At 63.2% G+C, this 18,233-nt stretch carries 11 protein-coding genes and 1 pseudogene; 3 read left to right on the top strand and 9 right to left on the bottom strand.

The features are described from left to right. Window positions 1–30 precede the first annotated feature (30 nt). Window positions 31–1,008 carry a hypothetical protein gene (locus ACYOEI_RS20300; protein ID WP_462851385.1) on the top strand — a complete coding sequence of 326 codons (978 nt, stop codon included), beginning with the start codon at window positions 31–33 and terminating at the stop codon, window positions 1,006–1,008. A 614-nt stretch (window positions 1,009–1,622) separates the two neighbouring features. Beyond that, on the top strand, window positions 1,623–2,846 hold the full coding sequence (locus ACYOEI_RS20295) for a serine hydrolase domain-containing protein (protein WP_462851384.1): 1,224 nt from the start codon (window positions 1,623–1,625) through the stop codon (window positions 2,844–2,846). 175 nt (window positions 2,847–3,021) lie between these two features. Here the strand turns inward: ACYOEI_RS20295 and ACYOEI_RS20290 are convergent, their stop codons facing one another. After that, window positions 3,022–6,468, bottom strand: a complete 3,447-nt coding sequence (locus tag ACYOEI_RS20290; protein ID WP_462851383.1) for a protein kinase domain-containing protein — start codon at window positions 6,466–6,468, stop codon at window positions 3,022–3,024. A gap of 88 nt (window positions 6,469–6,556) precedes the next feature. After that, a complete protein-coding gene (locus ACYOEI_RS20285) occupies window positions 6,557–7,348 on the bottom strand; it encodes a PEP-CTERM sorting domain-containing protein (protein ID WP_462851382.1) in 792 nt (263 codons plus the stop codon). Between the two features lie 338 nt (window positions 7,349–7,686). On the opposite strand from ACYOEI_RS20285, the gene ACYOEI_RS20280 reads away from it, so the two are divergent. Beyond that, the gene (locus ACYOEI_RS20280; protein ID WP_462851381.1) at window positions 7,687–9,132 is read left to right on the top strand and encodes an amidohydrolase; all 1,446 of its coding nucleotides are present in this window, start codon (window positions 7,687–7,689) and stop codon (window positions 9,130–9,132) included. Between the two features lie 148 nt (window positions 9,133–9,280). Here the strand turns inward: ACYOEI_RS20280 and ACYOEI_RS20275 are convergent, their stop codons facing one another. The 7 genes and pseudogenes from ACYOEI_RS20275 to ACYOEI_RS20245 all read right to left on the bottom strand — a co-directional run. Further along, window positions 9,281–10,765, bottom strand: coding sequence for an aldehyde dehydrogenase family protein (locus tag ACYOEI_RS20275; protein ID WP_462851380.1), 1,485 nt, complete (start codon window positions 10,763–10,765; stop codon window positions 9,281–9,283). Window positions 10,766–10,989: 224 nt separating this feature from the next. Further along, the gene (locus ACYOEI_RS20270) at window positions 10,990–12,600 is read right to left on the bottom strand and encodes a DHA2 family efflux MFS transporter permease subunit (RefSeq protein ID WP_462851379.1); all 1,611 of its coding nucleotides are present in this window, start codon (window positions 12,598–12,600) and stop codon (window positions 10,990–10,992) included. Beyond that, the gene (locus ACYOEI_RS20265) at window positions 12,600–14,261 is read right to left on the bottom strand and encodes an HlyD family secretion protein (RefSeq protein ID WP_462851378.1); all 1,662 of its coding nucleotides are present in this window, start codon (window positions 14,259–14,261) and stop codon (window positions 12,600–12,602) included. The genes ACYOEI_RS20270 and ACYOEI_RS20265 overlap by 1 nt, the downstream gene beginning before the upstream one ends. Before the next feature lie 512 nt (window positions 14,262–14,773). Next, the gene (locus ACYOEI_RS20260; protein WP_462851377.1) at window positions 14,774–15,697 is read right to left on the bottom strand and encodes a macrolide 2'-phosphotransferase; all 924 of its coding nucleotides are present in this window, start codon (window positions 15,695–15,697) and stop codon (window positions 14,774–14,776) included. 57 nt (window positions 15,698–15,754) lie between these two features. Then, a complete protein-coding gene (locus ACYOEI_RS20255; RefSeq protein ID WP_462851376.1) occupies window positions 15,755–17,176 on the bottom strand; it encodes a DUF1501 domain-containing protein in 1,422 nt (473 codons plus the stop codon). Window positions 17,177–17,500: 324 nt separating this feature from the next. Beyond that, window positions 17,501–17,719: a hypothetical protein gene (locus ACYOEI_RS20250; RefSeq protein WP_462851375.1), complete on the bottom strand. Its 219-nt coding sequence runs from the start codon at window positions 17,717–17,719 to the stop codon at window positions 17,501–17,503. 128 nt (window positions 17,720–17,847) lie between these two features. Next, a pseudogene (locus ACYOEI_RS20245) lies at window positions 17,848–18,233 on the bottom strand (hypothetical protein); the annotation flags it as partial.

The raw sequence follows: 18,233 nt of genomic DNA, 5'->3' as shown, positions 1-18,233 counted from the left end.
CCGGTGATGCTCGGCGACCAGGCTCCCGCGATGATCCATAGGTTGGCCATCACCGGCGCACCGCCGATACCGCAAGCGCCGGTCCCGGGCCAGCCGCCGACACCCCCCTCCCCTTACTCGGCGAGGAACAACCGGACGACGGCGTTCGTCCCCTGGGCTCGCGGCTTCAAGGTGGCCGACAACCAGAGCCCGATGCCCCAGGATCGATTCTTCTACACGTTCGACTATTTCAATAACCTCGGCGGCGAGGCTAATCGTCGTGCCGGGTCGATCGTCAGTAGTATGCAGGCCTACCGGCAACTGCTCGGGGTCGAGAAGACGTTCCTGCAAGGGAATGCGTCGATCGGGATCCGCCTCCCGATCAACACCCTCTGGACCGAGAGCCACGACGCGACGCTCGCGGGGAATAACACGGCCGTCGGGAACATGACGATCTTCTCGAAATATGTGCTCTGGGCGAATCGAAAAGCGGGCAATCTCGTCTCCGGTGGCCTGGCGATCACCGTCCCGAACGGCCCCACGTCGTTCGCCGGGGCGCCCGGCGCGAACGGGTTCCACGACGCGCAGTTCCAACCGTTCGTCGGATACATCGTCCACCGAGGCAAGTTCTTCTTGCAGGGCTTCACGGCGATCGACGTCCCGACCGACTCGCGTGACGTCACCATGTGGTACAACGATGCCGCGATCGGATACTACGCCTACCGGAGTGCCGACCCGTCCGCCTGCCTCTCCGCGATCATCCCCACCCTCGAATTCCACCTGAGCGACCCGCTCAACCACCGAGGACTGTTCCGGCCGAACGACCCTGCCGGAACGCCTGATGTCCTCGACATGACGGTCGGCACGAGCTTCGTCTTCCGCAAACGCGTGATTGCGTCACTCTGCTGTGCGTTCCCTGTGACGGGGCCTCATCCATTCGACGTCGAGGCCCTCGCCCTGCTCAACGTCTACTACGGCCCGATGGCTGGGCTGCAGGCGGGAGCAACGCCCCCGATTGCGGGACAATAGAACCTCGACCCCACATGTCGAGCCGGGTTCTGCCCAGTCCTGGGCGTCCTGCATCGTCCCGCGGGCGAAAAGCCAACCTCCCTCGGCGACTGCTCCCACCTCGAGGCCGAATTGCCGCTCGCAAGCGGGCCTGCCGTGTGGGGTGGAGCGACGCGATCCTCTGCTCAGATCCCGCTCGAGCCCCGTAAAGGCGCCCTACGGGGCCACACTGGCAGCACACCCCAGCATCGATCGCGAACATGATAAGCGCAATCTCCTGATATGAAGATGCATTGTTAATGATTGTTTTGTTGTGTAAAAATTCTTGAAGAAAATGCCAATTCTGCGGCAATCGTAGAATGTTGTTCGTGCAGTCTCGAACGAGTTTCGTCAACGGGCGACATCCAATACAAATCCGAAATTGGCCTGGTGGTTGGACGAAGCACTCTGGGGATTTCTCGTAAGGTCAAGTCTCCAGTCGGAGGCTCGGCCTTCTCCTGTCAAGGAACCCGGCTTCCCGTGACGCACTCGTTTTCGAGTCGGATCGAAAGAAACGACGCCGGCTGACGAATGGCTCTACGTTTCCAAGGATCGAGATCCTGGTCACGGACAGGATCGGGATACGGAGTCGCCCAATGATTGGATATTCGCGGCGTAAATTCCTCCAGCACGGGGGCGGGGGCCTGATGGCCCTGGCTCTTGAAACCGGCTCACTTCGCGCCGAAGCGTCCGGCGATTCACTTGACGATTTCCTCGAGGCCGAGATGTTGGCGAACCGGATTCCCGGTCTGGCGGCCTGCATCGTGAAGTCTGGCAAGGTCGTCTGGTCGAAAGGCTATGGTTGGGCCGACATCAAGCGGCGAGTTGCGATGGATCCCGAACGGTCCATCCAGAACATCGGCTCGATCTCGAAGACGGTGACGGCGACGGCCGCCATGCAACTCTGGGAGAAGGGCAAGTTCGACCTGGACGACGATGTCGGCCGATACCTGCCCTTTCCCGTAAGGAACCCCGCCTATCCCGACGAGGTCATCTCATTCCGAGACCTGCTGACGCATCGCTCGAGCATTGCGGACAGCCCCGCCTATGGCGAGAGCTACGCGTGCGGCGATCCGGTCATGTCGCTGGAGTCTTGGATCAAAGACTATTTCACCACCGATGGACGATACTATCAGAAAGAGAAGAATTTCCACCCTTGGAAGCCGGGCGAAAAATATCGGTATTCCAACGTGGGATTCGGCCTGATCGGCTATCTGGTGGAACGACTCTCGGGCCAATCGTTTGCCGAGTTTACCAAGACGTCGATCTTCGATCCGTTGGGGATGTCGACTACGGGTTGGATGGTGTCAGGGCTCGCCGCAGGGGCCCACGCTGTGCCTTACGTGCCCGTGATCCCCAAGAAGACCGACGAAGACATCGAGGTCTACCGCAAGTTCGGGATCTTGGCCGGCGAGGTCGAAAGCGATCCCGTGCGAGGGGTCTTTCAGCCGCTCTGCGCCTACAGCTTCCCGAATTACCCCGACGGCTCGCTCCGCACGAGTGTCACGCAGTTGGCGCGATTCCTGCTCGCCTATATCAATCAAGGGCAATTTGGCGGGAAGCGAATCCTCGAGCCCGAGACCGTCCGATTGATGCTCACTCGACAGAACCCGACCCCTACTTATCAGGGGCTGTGCTGGGTGATGCTGCCCGTAAACGGCCAGGAGCACTGGTTCCATAACGGCAGCGATCCCGGGATCCGGACAAACATGTCATTCCGGTCGTCGGACGGAGTGGGGGCGATCGTATTCGCGAATCGGACCGACATCGAGCTGACAAGGATCAACGATCGCCTCTTCCAGGAATCGGCCCGTTTCTGAATTCGGCACTATCGACGATGCGTTCCGAATCCCGGCTCATCGTGACCGCCGGGTTTCGAACACCTCGGAAGAGGGCACTTCGGGGTGTTATTGATGTCCCCAGACTCTCCTCGAGAAGCCGACTCTGCATAACCCACCTGAGGTCAGGCTTGACCTAGGGGCCTTGTCAGGACCGTCAAGCCGGCCTCGGATTCGCACCGAGGGAGGACCCGATCTGTTGAAAATCCCGACGATCCCGGATCACATCGAAGACGGGGTCTTCGAGCGATTTGGCGGAGTTGAACCCTTGTGCCCCCGCTTTCTTGAGAAGCGCCACGGCCCGGTCAGCAGCGGGCTCTGATCGACGCTTCTGCTGGTCGACCGCAAGGCGACCGTCGAGGGTGGCAGCCCTGGCGAACAGCCGAGCGGCCTGAAAATTGGCGGCGGGGTCGTCGGGCAGGTCGCGAGCGAGGTTCGCGCCTGCCGAGGCGCATTGCGTCGCGTCCCGGAGGAAGCCCGCCATCCTCTCGAGGTATTGATAGTCGGTGAGGAGGTATTGGCGGAAGTAGACGTTCCGCATGCCCGACCGCATCGCGGCCCGTTGGTGAATGATCGCCTCCTCGACAAGTCGTGAGGCGTCGAGGACCTTGCCTTGGGCGTCGAGGAGTAGGCTCAGGTTGTCGAGAGAAAGCCCCAACTCGCTGCGGTACTCGGGGACCTCAGGATGGTCCCGGACCAACTCCCGAAAAGTCTCGAGCGATGCGCGGAAGCTCGACTCCGCTTCCGCCTTGTGTCCGCTGTCGGCGAGCAGGATCCCTAGACTTCGGCGCGTCAGGGCGGACTTCCAGCGATAGTCGGGACGATGCGGAAACCGGGCAAGGAGCGTCGTGCCAATGCGTAGTGCGGACCGGAGGAGTTGTTCCGACTCCGGGTTCCCTTTCTTGATCCGGCGGAGAGCCATGGCCAGGTTGCTGCTGACGACGGCGAGTTCGCTCTGATAGTCAGGAACTGTCGGATAGTCGTCGGCCAGCCGCTTGAGCCGATCGAGGGCTTCGCGATAGGTGTCGGCCGCCTGGTCGAATTGTTTGTCGAACTCGAGTGGGGTCCCGAGGTTGCTCAAGGTCCTGGCCAGTTGCCATTGGAAGGCGGTCACGGTCGGGGAGCGCTGCGCCAGCTCTTCCTGGATCCCCAGGGCCTCGCGATATACCTTTTCCGCAGACTGGGGCTCGTTCCGTGCGAGGAGGATCCCCTGGTTGTTGAGGTAACGCGCGAGCTCGCTTCGATGCTGGGGCCGGCTCGGGTCGTCGGCTGCGAGCGCCTTTTGTTCGTCGATCGCCTCGCGATAGGCGGTCTCGACTTCCTGCCGAGAGGCGCCCAGCCTGGCGAGGAGGGCTCCCAGGTGATACACGGTATTCTTTTCGGACGCGCGGTCGTCGGCGGTGGCACCGGCCTCGGCGATCAACCCTTTGCGGATTCGGAGGGCGTCTCGGAAGGACGCCTCGGCTTCGCGGAAGCGGTTGGATTTCCGCAGGAGGATCCCGAGGTTATGGCGAGTGCGGGCCAGGTCGCGACGGAGATCGATCGCATTGGGCTGGCTGGCATTCAACGGGACGAGCAGGCCGACCGCCCGCACGTAGGCCCTCTCGGCGTCGTCGTAGTCGCCGAGCATCTCCTCGATGTCGCCCAGCCGTAGGTTCGCGCGGGCGGTTTCCCGACGGATTGTCCGGTCGTCACCATGTGTCTTGAGAAACGTCTGGTAGAAGGCGAGCGCCTCACCCAGCATCCGTTTTCGCACCGGTTCCATCTGGGGAATGTCGGCGAGATCGACCTGGCCCAGTTGGGTGAGCATTTGATCGACGGCGGCGCGGGCGAGTTGGAAGTTGGCCTCGGTCCGTCGTTTCTCGCGATTGATGAGCACGGCGCCGATGGCGAGCGCCGACGTCGCCAAGACCATCAGTGCCACCGAAGTGGTGACCAACGTTTTGTGCCGCTTCGCCCAACGGGCGCATCGCGTTGGGAAGGGTTCGCGGTAGGCGGTGACTGGCTCGTCGGCCAGCCAGTGTTCAACGTCGGCGGCCAATGCACGCGACGTGGGATATCGATCCTCCGGACGATTCGCCATCGCCTTGACGCAGAGGGCACTCAAGGCCGCGGGGACGCCTCGGTTGGCCTCTCGGGGGGACGGAAAGTCGCCGGACTTGACCTTGGCGAGGAGGGCCGTCACGGATTTCTCGCGGAACGGGGTCCGACCGACGAGTAGGCAGTAGAGGGTCGCGCCGAGGCTGTAGACGTCGCTAGCAGGGCCGAGGGCGTCAAGTCGTCCGTCCGCCTGCTCCGGACTCATGTAGTGGGGCGTGCCGATCGTTGAGCCGTAGTGCGTCTCGCTATTCCCGCTCGAGGAGAGGGGGCGGAGCGGTGCCAGTCCCTCGATCTCCTCGCTATCGGGGCGGTCGAGGGCCTTTGCCAGCCCCCAATCGACGAGGAGCGTCTCGCCGAACGAGCCGAGCATGATGTTGTCGGGCTTGATGTCGCGGTGGAGAATGCCCCGGGAATGGGCGTAGGCCATGGCGTCGCAGACGTCGATAAACCGGCCGAGGAGTTGACGCAGGTCGACCTCGCGCGCCCTCAAGCTTTGGCCCGGCCCGAGCGAGGAATGAAAGGCATTGATCGCTTCGGTCAGGGAGCGGCCGCGGATAAACCGCATGGCATAATAGGGCCGGCCGTCGGGATAACGCCCCAGGCCATAGACCGGGACGATTCCCGGATGTTCGAGGCCTCCTGTCACTTCGGCCTCGAGCAGGAACCGCGAACGGCTGTCGAGGCGGTCCGCGTACTTCGCCTGGATCTCCTTCAGCGCCACCTCACGTCCGAGCTCCTCGTCGAATGCGACGAAGACCTCGCCGAGACCTCCTTTGGCATGGGGGCGGAGTGTCCGATATCGCTGGCCGCCGAGCCCGCTGCTCACCCCCGACGACGGCCCTGACCAAGGAGGGAACGAGCCGAGGCTTGACAGGCCTTCGGAGTCTCTCGTCTCCTCGAGCACGTCGCCGGAACGGGGGGGCGTGTCGGGAAAGGTCGTCTGGTCGACATAGGCCCCTGTTGCGTCGGGGTCGCAGGTAGGGTCCAGCAGCGTGGTCGGGCCACCGGTCGCGGGCTCGGGGCGCATCGGGCCGGCGGTTGGTGACGACTGGAGAACTGCGGTCGCGTCCGGGCAAGGCGTCTCGTCGGCCAAGGTCGCGTCCGGGCAATGGGCCGCGTCGGCCACGGTGGCGTCCGGACCGGACGTCCCGTTCGCCAAGGTCGCATTCGAGCTTTCACGCCGAGGGTTATTGGCTCGGGTCAACTCGGCGTCGATCCCCTGGTCGGCCAGGAGTCTTAAAGCAGGCTCAACGGGGCCGATCGACGTGAGACTTGTGCGGGGGTCGCCTTGGTGGCGTTCCATCAGCGTTGTGAAGGCTTCGGCGACCTGACGTAATTGGTCGCCGTTCAGCGACCCATGGCCCACGAGGAGTTCGCGGAGCGGCCGGTCTTTCTCGGTCGCCCAGGAATGCAACGCGGCGTGGAGCGACTTGCGACTGAGGAACCCCATTTTGTGCGCAAGGAGGCCGAACAGCAGGTTCCGATCGGCATCGAGCGAATCCATGGGGCGGGACCTTCGAGGTGGCGAGCGATCGGCTAGGGCTCCTGGCTGGAGGGTCGCGAGCTCCGAGCCATTCTACCAGCCGCCGAGTCTATTGCTCGGCATCGCGTCGGCGGCGACGTCTCGAGCGGGTGAGGGCCGCCAGTCCGAAGAGGCCGACGGCCAGGAGCGTCGCGGACGCGGGCTCGGGAACGGCTCGGACGTATTGGACGTCGTCGACACCGAAGGCATCGCGCCGATTCGGCAGGACGTTGCGTTCCTCGATCGTGATCTTCGTGATCGACGCGCCGGGGTCGGTGAACCCGATGAAGAGGATGCCCCCCGTGACGTCCCCCGTGATCGGGATGTCATGAGGGGTGCCGTCGTCGTCGAAAACCAGATGGATGTCGCCGGGGATGTTACCCAGGCCGGTGAGGTTGACCCCAAATCCCTGGATCGGGGAGTCGAAGGAGAAGACCAGCGAGGCTGTCCCTCCCGAGAGACTCGGCACGAATTCGACGAACTGCGAGCCACCGGGCGTGGTGTTGTAGCCTCCGGTGATTGGATTTGGGCTCGCGTTGCTGATCCCGAAAGGGTAGCCGGCGACTACCGTCTGGTCGGTGTTGTTGAGAGTCAGGCCGACGCCCGGGGCCACGGTGAGCGAAGCCCCGCCTTGAGGCGTCCCCAGCGGGAGACTTTCGAATGTGATCGCGTTCGAGACGCCGAACTGACTCGCCGTACTCGCGAATGACGCGGCGGCAGCGTCGGTGTTCGGATGGGAGTCGGCGGGACCAACTCCCGCATCACCCCCCGTATATGTCGTCACGCCGGCGGTCGCCTGGTGTGAAGCGATCAACACCAGGACGATCGTGAGACACCCATACAATCCGTGTGGATGGCGCATGATGACCACTTCGTCCGAAAGTTCGGGACCGCATGCACCGCGATCCAACAGCCGAGTGGCCTCGTGGCCAGCTCGGAGCCCCCATGCATGGATCTTATACGGAATCGTGAACAGCGGCAACAGATGTCGGTTTGATTGCCTCGCCAACGTTGTCTTTTGGAACTAGTCCCGAAGATCCCGGGCCGACGTCGAACGAGACGACCTCTCTTCTCACCAGTCTGACGGGTTGCGGCGTCGTCTCGTGCGGCGTAGCGTGTCGAAGTGTGATCGGCAAATCGCCTTTAACGAGATGCCTGTCCCACAGGTGCCACCGAGAAAATCGAGCCGGGAGGGTCCGGATGCCGAAGCGATTGCTCCTCGTCGCAATGGTCATGCTCGTGACGCCGGGGTCCATCGCCTGGGCACAGAAAGCTCGACTCGATGCGTCGATCCGGGCGAGGTCCGACGCTTCCTGGGAGATGGCCCGCACGATATGGAATTGGGCCGAGCTCGGATATAAAGAAACTCGCTCGTCGGCAATGCTCGCCGGCGCCTTGAAGGCGGGAGGATTCTCGGTAGAGACGGGCGTCGCGGGGATCCCGACGTCTTTCGTGGCGACGATCGGCTCGGGCGCTCCCGTGATCGCGATCCTGGGCGAATACGACGCGTTGCCCGGACTCTCTCAAGAGGCCGTCCCGGAGCGAAAGTCTCGCGCGGGGGCCTCGACGGGCCACGGCTGTGGGCACCACCTCTTCGGCGTGGCGACGACCTCCGCGGCCCTCGCGCTCGGCGAGCAGATACGCGCCGGGGATTTGAAGGGGACCTTGCGAGTCTACGGGTGCCCCGCCGAGGAAGGAGGAAGCGCCAAGGCGTTCATGGTCCGAGAGGGACTGTTCCGCGACTGCGACGCCGTCTTGCACTGGCATCCCTCGAGCCGAAATGCGGCGGGCGACGAGTCGTGCCTCGCGCGCATCGCGGTGAAGTTCCGATTCTCGGGGACCAGCGCCCACGCCGCCGAGTCTCCCGAAACGGGGCGTTCCGCACTCGACGCCGTCGAGCTCACGAACCACGCCGCCGAGATGCTCCGCGAGCACACGCCCGACTTCACCCGGATCCACCACATCATCACGGCCGGCGGTGGGGCACCGAACGTCGTCCCCGACTTTGCCGAGGTCTTCTACTACATCAGGCATCCCAAAGCCGAAGTCGTCCGACAGCTTTATCCACGCCTGCTCAAGTGTGCCCAGGCCGGGGCGTTAGCGACCGAGACTCGGCTCGAGGTCGAGTATCTTGGTGGGACCCTCGAAATCCTGCCCAATGACACCCTGGCGAGAGTCACCAAGTCAAATCTGGAAGCGATGAACGACCTTGTCTACGACGATCGGGAAACGGCCTTTTCTTCCCGTCTCGGGAAGACGCTGACAAGCCCCCTGCCCCTCTCGTCGCTCTCGGAGGTCGAGGACCGGAGCGGGGCGGTCGGAAAGGGTTCGAGCGACGTCGGCGACGTCTCCTGGGTCGTGCCGACGGCGGGTTTTGCGACGGTCTGCTGGGTCCCAGGGACGTCGCCCCACTCCTGGCAGGCGGTCGCCGCAGGGGGGACCAGCATCGGACGCAAGGGGATGCAACTGGCGGCGCGGGTCCTCGCCGCCTCGGCCTGGGACCTCTTCCACGACCCCAAACTCCTGGCCAGCGTCAAGGCCGAGCAAGCCCGACGCCTCCGAGGTCGAGCCTATCAGTCACTCCTCGACCCTGGGCAAGCCCCTCCCTTGAATTACCGCGATGCCCCGGCCCCTCGCGAGAAATGAGTCGATTGCGAAGCCTGTCCGTTAGGGGCCTTTGATCAGGGGCGCACGAAAGACCCGGTTTCCGTGAGGAAACCGGGTCTCGGTGGTCTGAGGATGTTGCCAAGCTTGAGCTAAGCTCTCTCACTTCGAAGTCGGGCTGGTTCGTCTCTCACTTCGAGGTGTCGTTCAGTTTGATGGTCACGGTCTTGAGCTCGGTGTAGTGCTCGAGGGCCGCCTCGCCGTTTTCGCGGCCCTGGCCGGACATCTTGAACCCGCCGAACGGGGTATTCGTCTCGACGACGTGGTAGCAGTTGACCCAAACGGTCCCGGCCTTGACCTTCTTGGCGAAGAGATGGGCTTTGTCGATGTCCTTCGTCCAGATCGCGGCGGCGAGGCCGTATGTCGTGTCATTGGCGCGTCGGATCACCTCGTCGACCTGACCGAACGGGAGGACGCTGACGACCGGCCCGAAGATCTCCTCGCGGGCGATGGCCATGTCATCCTTCACATTGTCGAAGATGGTCGGCTCGACGAAGAAGCCCTGGTCGCCGACGCGCTCGCCACCGGCGCGGAGTGTGGCCCCTTGCGACTTGCCGAGCTTGACGTAGTGGAGGATCTTGTCGAGTTGTTCCTGCGAGACCTGCGGCCCTTGCTCGGTATTCGGGTCGAGCGGATCACCGACGGCGCGGGTTTTCGCCTTCTCGGCGAGTCGGTCGACGAACTCGGCGTGGATCCGGTCCTCGACGAACAGCCGGCTGCCCGCGGTGCAGCACTGGCCGCCGTGGAAGTAGATCGCGTGGAATGCCCCGTCGACGGCGGCGTCCAGGTCCGCGTCGGCGAAGATCACGTTGGGGCTCTTGCCGCCGAGCTCGAAAGTCGTCCGCTTGAGGGTCTCGGCCGCCTGGCGCTGGATGATCTTGGCGGTGTCGACGTGGCCGGTGAAGGCGATCTTGTCGACGTCGGGGTGATTGACCAGGGCGGCCCCGGCGGTCTCGCCGAACCCGTTGATGATGTTGACGACGCCCGCGGGGAAACCGGCCTCGAGCGCCAACTCGGTCACCCGGAGTGCCGAGAGGGGAGTCTGCTCCGCCGGCTTCATCACCACGGTATTCCCGCAAGCCAGCGCCGGGCCCCACTTCCAGGCCAGCATCAAGAGCGGGAAATTCCAAGGGATGATCTGACCGACCACGCCGACCGGCTGACGCAGGGTGTACGCCAGGAAGCTCCCCGCGATGGGGATCGTCCGGCCCTCGACCTTGTCCGCCCACCCGGCGTAATACCGGAGGGAGTTGATCACCCCCTGAATATCGCCCTTGGAGTCGCGGATCGTCTTGCCGCAGTTCAGCGATTCGAGCGAGGCAATTTCCTGCGCGTTCTTCTCGATGAGATCCGAGAGCTTGTACAGCAACCGACCTCGTTCGGCCGCGTCCATCCGGCTCCAGGGCCCGGTCTCCAGGGCCCGTCGTGCGGCCTTGACCGCCTTGTCGACGTCGGCCGCCGTCCCGGCCGCCACGCTCGCGATGACCTCGCCCGTGGCCGGATTATATGTCTCGAACTCTCCGCCATCGGCCGCGTCGACCCATTGGTTGTCGATCAGGAGTCGGGTCTGGCGGATCGCCGGCGAGGCCGGCCGCGCCGTCAAAGTCTGAGCCATGGAGAGCCCCTCGAGGAGAAGATATGCGGTGCCCAAGTCACCGCATCGTCCTATGCGAGAGGGGGCGTGTCAACCCGGCGGTGGACTGGAAGGCCAGGAGTCGATCTGGCCGCGGATGAAACACGGATTGAACACGGATAAACTCAAGTAATTATATTGTATCGATATGTAAGAATGTTGAAATTGGCGTGATTTCTCCGGTTTCGGCTCGTCTTAGACCTGGGTTAATGCACCGAAGCTCCCTCACGGGCGACCGACTTCTTCATGAAGAAGATTAGTGGGATGGGGAGGAGGATCATGACCCAGTAGATCCAGAAGATGTCGAGATAGGCGAGTTCACGGGCTTGCTCGTTGACCATCTGGGCGAGCAGCCCGACGCTCTGCTGGTCGCCGACAACGGGGGTGCTCCCGCCTCGGACGACGCTCGTCTGCGAGAGGGTCCGGAGCATCGGATCGAGGGCGGGGTTGGAAGGGCGGACGTGTTCCGCGAGGCGGAGGTGATGGAATTGAGTGCGACGGTCGACCATCGTCGAGACGATCGCGATACCAAGGCTCCCCCCTTCGTTGCGAAGCATGTTGAAGAGGCCCGTCGCGTTGTTGGTCTGGTCCTTGGCAATGTAGAGGTAGGCCGCGTTGTTCAAAGGAACGAACAAAAGGCCTACCCCCAGCATCTGAAGGCAACGCGGCATGATGATCGCGTATGGGGACGCCTCGAGGTTGAGATGCGCCTGCCAGTAGCACGCTCCCGCGACGGCGAATAACCCGAAGGGGATGATGAACCGTGCGTCGACCCTCTTCCCGAGAAGAAAGCCGACGATCGGCATCATCGCCATGGTGAAGAACGCCGAAGGAGACAGGATCAAGCCGGCCCGGAATGCGTCATATCCGAACAGGTCCTGGAGCATCTGCGGGGTGTTGACGTTCGCTCCATAAAGGACGGCGAACGTGACGTAGATCAACAGCCCACAAATCAGGAAGTTTCGCTCGCCGAGGAGGCGCAGGTTGACGATCGGATTCGGGTGGAGGAGCTCCCAGGCCGCGAACGCGCCTAGCCCGATGATGGCGGAAACGGCGAATGCGTGGACGCGGTAGGAGGGATCGCCCAGCCAGTCCCATTCCTGCCCCTTGGCGTAGAGGACCTCCAGCGATCCGAGGCCGAGGGAGACCAGGATGATTCCCACGTAGTCGATCCCCAGGCCGTTCGCCCGATTCCGCCTCCGTTCCTCGCGCATTCCCGGCGGGTCCTGGACGACGATGCTGGTGAGGAAGAGCGAGAGGATCCCGATGGGGATATTGATATAAAAAATCCACCGCCACGAATAGTTGTCACTAATGTATCCACCAAGCACCGGCCCGAGGATTGGCGCGACGACGACGGCGACCCCGTACATAGCCATCGCCATCCCCCGCGACTGGACGGGGAACGTGTCGACGAGGATCCCCTGCTCCGAAGGCTGGAGGCCACCCCCGCCGATCCCCTGGAGGATCCGAAAGAAGATCAGCATCTCGATGTTCGGGGCTGCCCCGCAGAGCGCCGAGCTGACCGTGAAGAGGAACACGCACGTCATGTAGAACCGCTTGCGGCCGATCAGTCCCATCAACCATCCCGAGAGAGGCAGGACGATGGCGTTCGCCACGAGGTAGCTGGTGAGGACCCACGTGCTCTGGCTCTTGCCCACCGAGAGCCCGCCCGCGATGTAGGGCAACGCGACGTTCGCGATCGAGGTGTCGAGAACTTCCATGAATGTGGCGAGAGTCACGGTCAGGGCGACAATCCAATGGTTGACGGGTGCCTTGACCTTGGGTCCGCCTCGGGATCCGGATTCGGCATTCATCACTTCGACGGCCCTCGGGACGCGTCGGCGTTCCCGGGCAGGACTCCCGTAGGACCCTGGCCGACATCGCGTCGTGCCGTTCGTCCCGTCGAATGAAGTCTCGCACCGGCGCCTGGTCCCGTCGGGGTTTCCTTGATTCGGACGTAGGGCACGACGGAGAGGCCGACAAATAAGGGAGCGTCGTCGGGATTTGGCCCCGCAAGCTCGATCCGGACCGGCAGGCGCTGGGTCACCTTCACATAGTTCCCCGTCGCGTTCTCGGGGGGCAAGAGCGACTCGGAAAGCCCGGTCCCCGGGCTGAAGCCGGCGACTCGACCGCGGAAGACCTTCTTGGGATAGGCATCGACATACAAGTCAACCGGTAGGCCGATCCTGAGGTGCTGGAGCTGGGTTTCCTTGTAGTTCGCGGTGACCCAGACGTACGAAGGGCGGATCGTGATCAGGGTCTGGCCCGGCGAGACGCGGTTGCCCGGGTGGACTGAGCGATCTTGAACATACCCGGCGATCTCGGACCGAATCTCGGTGTAACCGAGTTTTCGCTTCGCATCGTCGACGTCTCGCTCGGCCTTGACGACCGACGCACGGGCAACCTGAACGGCCGGAGCACGCTCTACAGCATTATCGAACGCCTGGGAAAGCCCCTCGCTCGAATCGAGTCGGAGGAGCTGCTCGAACGCATCACCGTCCTTGATCGCGTGGGCATCGAATGGTATGCCGATCTGCGCGAGGGCCGAGGAGATGTCTGACACCGCCGACTGGATCCGAGATTGCTGTTCCTCCAGATCCTTGGGGAGTTTCAGCGGGTCCTGGGAATCGGGGGATAGGCCGAGCGAGGCGCGGGTCTCCTGGATCGCCGCCCAGGCTTCCTTCACTTCTTCGCTCGCCACGTCGAGCGTGTTGTTTCGAGTGTCGAGTTCGGCCTGCGTGGCCGAGCCTCGCTTGACCAGATTATCGATCCGGCGGTGATCGACTTCGGCCAGGCGGAGACTCGACTCTTTTGCGTGGAGGGTCGCAACCTGGGCCTTCAGAGTTGTCGCCGTGCGCCGGAGCTGCTCCTGCTCGTTCTTGCGCCGGAAGAAGCTGCCGCGGGCCTGGGCTAGCTGCGAGTTGACCTGGGCATGCGCCAGAGAGAGCTGCGAGCGGGATTCTTCCAGGGCCGCCTCGGCCTGGCCGAGGGCAATCTCGAAGGGCTGACGGTCGAGCCGGACGAGGAGGGTCCCTGCCTCGACGTGGTCGTTCTGGTCGACGAGGACCTCGGTTACCACATCCTCGAGCCTCGGGCTGATGTTCGAGACGTGGGCCGTGACGAACGCGTCGTCGGTCGAGACCGTCTCCAACGACTCGCGGACGAGCGGGGCGCCAAAATAGATTCCCGCTCCGGAGAGCCCGAGGACCAGGGCACCGATTAGGATCCAGCGGCCCCGGTGTCGCTTCGGCCGTTCCGGTTTCGGGAATGCCGGGTGTCCCTCGTCCGAAAGCCGGGTCCCTCGTGGATCGACGAGGACCAGCGAGTCGACCGGGCTCTCGATCCCCTCGACCCCGGCCCCGTCGACATCCGAGGGACCAACGGGTCGTCCAAGGCCGTCGAAGTTCCACTGACCACGGAAAACCTGGTCCGTCGCGGTCGAGTAGCCTTGATCGATCAGTCCGTTCGATGCCATCGCCCGTTCGCCTCGAAACGATGACCGGAACCGCATCGTCCGCGATAGCCCATTCGGACCATCGGCGATCGAGCTACCCGTCACCCGACGGGAGCGACCGGCGTCCGGCAGACCTTATTACGCTAACTCCTGAAAGGTTGAGCAATTTTTGTGCCGTATCGCCTGCCTCCGGCCGACGGCGGGCCGAGGTCCACAACGTTTGAGTGGGCCTCGCCGTGGACGACGCTCAGAACAAATTGAATTTTCAAGAAATGAATGAGTGTCTCTCGGTGGGGCGGGCCCGCATGCAACTCTCGACGCACCTCGATCCGCTACAACGACGCGGGCCGATCTCGGATCCGGGTAAGGACGAAGAGATCGGCCCACGGGTACCGTGCCGTCGTAACTCCTCGCCTCCGCCGGGCAGTCGAACGGTCGGCTTCGCCCGATTGAGACTCGTCAATTTCACGCGAACGCCGTAAAGCGAGCGGCGGGTCCGTAGCACGTTTGCCGACATCGGCAGGTCGAGTTGATCAACCCGCGATTGGGCCGACGCCTAGCTGCGCCTTGGCGGCCTCGAGCATCCCCGCGTCACCACTCGTCAGAGCGAATAAGCCGAACTTGATGGGAAACGCGGAGAGCCGTTCCTTGATCTGGCTCCGCATCCCGGGCCAGATGCGGCCTTCCGCAGCCTCATACTCCGCGAGCAGGCGATCGAGGCCTTCTTCTCCGAATCCCATGAGATGAAAGATGAAGTCGATGGAGGGGTCGCTGACTTCGGCTTCGGTCCAATCCAGGATGCCCGAGGCTTTGGAAGATTCATCGACGACGACGTGGCCGACGTGGAGGTCGCCATGGATCAGCGTCGTTATCGGAGGCCATGCCGCATCGTCGTCGAGCCACGTCTTCCAGCGCCGCGAAAGTTCCTCGCCGACGCCGATATCCTGTTTCACCCGCTCGAGATCGGCGGCGAACTCGCGTCGGGCGTCCGAAGGAGATAAGACCTTCAAGCCCGAGGCGGCTGCCTCATCGCGGTCGACCCTATGCAGCGCCGCCAACGCCTGAGCGAGGCTCGCCACGAAGGTAGGCGATTCCTTGTCAATCTTCCAGGTCGGCTCTTTCGAAATCGGGTCGACGACGACGGCCGTCCTCCCGGCAAGTCGAGGATAGGCGATCAACTCCGGGGCGAAGATCTGCCAATCCGGGACCGCGACCGGAAGTCGCCCCTTGAGGAGCTTCAGGACTTTGGCTTCGTTCTCGGCTCTCGGCCATACGTCAGGGCGTCGAGGGATTCGTAAGACCCAATCAATCCCCTGTTCGTCGGAGGCGAACACCGCGCGAAAATCCAATCCGACCTCGTCCACCTCGATCTCGCCCGTCAGGAGAAGGCCATGACGACGTGCGAGCGCCACCAACTCCTGCGCATCGGCGGGGGCTCCATCCGACGGAAGAGTCATGGGCAAACTCCCGGGCACGACCGACGCCTTGAATTGGAAACGTTCAGGGGTCCGGCTTCAGAACAGGCCAGCAATCGGATCGCCATGATAGATGAAGTGGGGGCGATCTTGCTCGTCATTCCAGGCGGTCGTCGGCGGGATGCCGAGGGCGTGGTAAATCGTGGCGGCCATCGACTCCGGAGTTTGCGGGTCGGACGCGGGGTAGCCGCCGATCTTGTCGGTCGAACCGAGGACGTGTCCGCCTCGGACCCCGCCTCCGGCGAAGAATACGGTCTGGGCGTGTCCCCAGTGGTCGCGACCGGGATCTTTATACGCCTCTTTGAGCGTTGAGATCCGAGGGGTTCGGCCGAATTCGCCCGCCATGACGATCAAGGTCGAGTCGAGCAAGCCGTTCTGGTGCAAGTCGTCGAGGAGCGCGGAGACCGCGCGATCCGTCGGAGGGAAAAGATTGTCCTTCAGGTGAGGGAACGCGTTGCCGTGCGTATCCCAGGTCTCATTATTACCGAGATTCACCTGGACCAGGTTCACGCCGGCCTCGACGAGCCTCCGTGCCATCAAGAGCGACCAGCCGAACGAGTTCTTGCCGTAACGTTCGAGGACCTCGGCAGGCGCATCGGAAACGTCGAACGCCCGACGGACTTTCGAGTCGGTCAACAGGGAAACGGCGTCCTGACGATGCCGATTGAATTGTTGAGATTCGGCCAATCCTTCCATGTCGCGCCGTTGTCGGTCGATCGTTTCCAGCAGGGACAATCGGTTGGCGAGTCGGTCGAGACCGAATCCCTCGGGCAGAGACAGATTCGGCCCCTGGAAGCGTGACCGCCGGGGGGGTCGCTTGCGATCTTGATGGTCGAACTCATATTCCGGAAAGGCGCCATAGGCGCCCGGATCGTACGGCGATGCCTCGATCAGCCATGGGTCGCGCCGAGATCCCATGATCCCCGCGAATTGGCCGGGGATGATGCGGCCTGTGCTGTGGACGAGCTTTTCCGGGAGGACGACGGCGGGGGGCAGGTTGTGTCGAGGAGTCGTGACGGCCCCAGCCACCGCGGCGATCGAGGGCCAGTCGGTCGGCTTGGGTGCGAGAGGGTCGAAGCCGGTGGGGAGTTTGGTCTGCCCCGACAGCATGATCAGATGACCTGCGGAGTGGTCATTCGACGAGTGTGTCAGGGAACGGACCATGGCCCAGCGGTCGCTCTGCTTCGCGAGTCGCGGCAGGTGCTCGCAGATGAATGTGCCTGGTGTCTTCGCCGCGATCGGCTTGAATTCGCCGCGGACCTGATCGGGGGCGTCCGGCTTCGGGTCGAAACTGTCGTGCTGACCCAGGCCACCGGAGAGAAAGATATAGATGACCGATCGGGCTCGCCCGAACGATCCGGCGAGTCCTGGGCTGCCACCCGTCGTGGCGGCGGCCCTGAGCCCGGTCAAGTGGTCGGCACCTAGCCCGAGCAACCCGACGGCCCCCGCTTGGATCGCCATCCGCCTCGTGAACATCGGATGCCGAAACGAGGCCGTCGACTGTCCACCCGAGTGTTGCACGGCACCCCTCCCCTACGGACCAAGCGTCCCGCCCAACCATCGGTCCTCGCTCGATTGTTGGACACTTCTTGGATAATAACCGGGCCTTCGCCAGATGGCCAACGGTCTTTTCCAAAAGTTGTCGGAAGCGTGGTCACTTAAATCCTTGGGGAGACATGTGGGCTTGAGGCCGAAATGAGTCGGACTTCGTATGCGGAGGTTGGGTCGTCCCTTCGACCTTCGCCCGAACGACTCGAGCAAAGGACGAAGGCACGATCCCTCGTCTCAGTTTCTCGAGTCCGCGACGGAGCCCTTCATCGGGGACCGACGGGACAGGGTCGGTCGCAGAACTCCGACCCGGATCGGTCCGGTGGCGGCCCTGCGGAAGAACGTCGTCGAAAACCGGAAGGCAACTCGCCCGAACATCATCGCGATGCCGGCGACCGTCGCGATGATCGAGGTCACGGGCAGCATCGTCTCCGGGCCGAAATAGGCGAAAATCATGAACGAATCCCCAGTTCAGGTACGAAGGCACGAGTGCTCGCGCCCGTCAGTCGGTCTCCGAACACTCGGAGACTCGGTAAGTTTTGGACTCGTGGGTTGCTCTAAAAAACGTTATCGCGGTGAATAAATCATGAAAACAGTCTTATGTTTGGTTGTATCTGCAGTCCGCGATGAAAAAGGTCGAGCCATGCGTTAATGCTGGGGCTCGACCAGAGCGACCAGAGTACGGCGATCGTCGTGAACGTGGCGACCACCTTCATCCCCTGCGCGGCGAGTCGGCCGATCGACTCAGAGTCTCTTTTGACAACCCGGCCTCGAGCCCGACGGGCGTCGAGTTGGACATTGACGAGCACCAAGACTCCGAGGATCGCCCAGAACAGGGCGTCAGGCCCGCTGAACCCCCAGCTCCCCTTCAGCCAGAACGACTGATAGGCGTGGAGGAACCACGTCGTCACGAACACCACCACCGTCGCCGCCGCCAGCGCCAACGGCTGCGGCCGCCGCTTCAAGCGGA

Source organism: Singulisphaera rosea, assembly GCF_054877945.1.
Note: the sequence above shows the minus strand (reverse complement) of the source record. Positions and strands in the feature narration are given on the sequence as shown.

Bases quoted from the DNA above. Each gene is read 5' to 3' on its own strand.
- ACYOEI_RS20275 (WP_462851380.1), bottom strand. From the start codon at position 10,765: ATGGCTCAGACTTTGACGGCGCGGCCGGCCTCGCCGGCGATCCGCCAG.
- ACYOEI_RS20280 (WP_462851381.1), top strand. From the start codon at position 7,687: ATGCCGAAGCGATTGCTCCTCGTCGCAATGGTCATGCTCGTGACGCCG.
- ACYOEI_RS20300 (WP_462851385.1), top strand. From the start codon at position 31: ATGATCCATAGGTTGGCCATCACCGGCGCACCGCCGATACCGCAAGCG.
- ACYOEI_RS20290 (WP_462851383.1), bottom strand. From the start codon at position 6,468: ATGGATTCGCTCGATGCCGATCGGAACCTGCTGTTCGGCCTCCTTGCG.
- ACYOEI_RS20295 (WP_462851384.1), top strand. From the start codon at position 1,623: ATGATTGGATATTCGCGGCGTAAATTCCTCCAGCACGGGGGCGGGGGC.
- ACYOEI_RS20250 (WP_462851375.1), bottom strand. From the start codon at position 17,719: ATGATTTTCGCCTATTTCGGCCCGGAGACGATGCTGCCCGTGACCTCG.
- ACYOEI_RS20265 (WP_462851378.1), bottom strand. From the start codon at position 14,261: ATGGCATCGAACGGACTGATCGATCAAGGCTACTCGACCGCGACGGAC.
- ACYOEI_RS20260 (WP_462851377.1), bottom strand. From the start codon at position 15,697: ATGACTCTTCCGTCGGATGGAGCCCCCGCCGATGCGCAGGAGTTGGTG.
- ACYOEI_RS20285 (WP_462851382.1), bottom strand. From the start codon at position 7,348: ATGCGCCATCCACACGGATTGTATGGGTGTCTCACGATCGTCCTGGTG.
- ACYOEI_RS20270 (WP_462851379.1), bottom strand. From the start codon at position 12,600: ATGAATGCCGAATCCGGATCCCGAGGCGGACCCAAGGTCAAGGCACCC.
- ACYOEI_RS20255 (WP_462851376.1), bottom strand. From the start codon at position 17,176: ATGGCGATCCAAGCGGGGGCCGTCGGGTTGCTCGGGCTAGGTGCCGAC.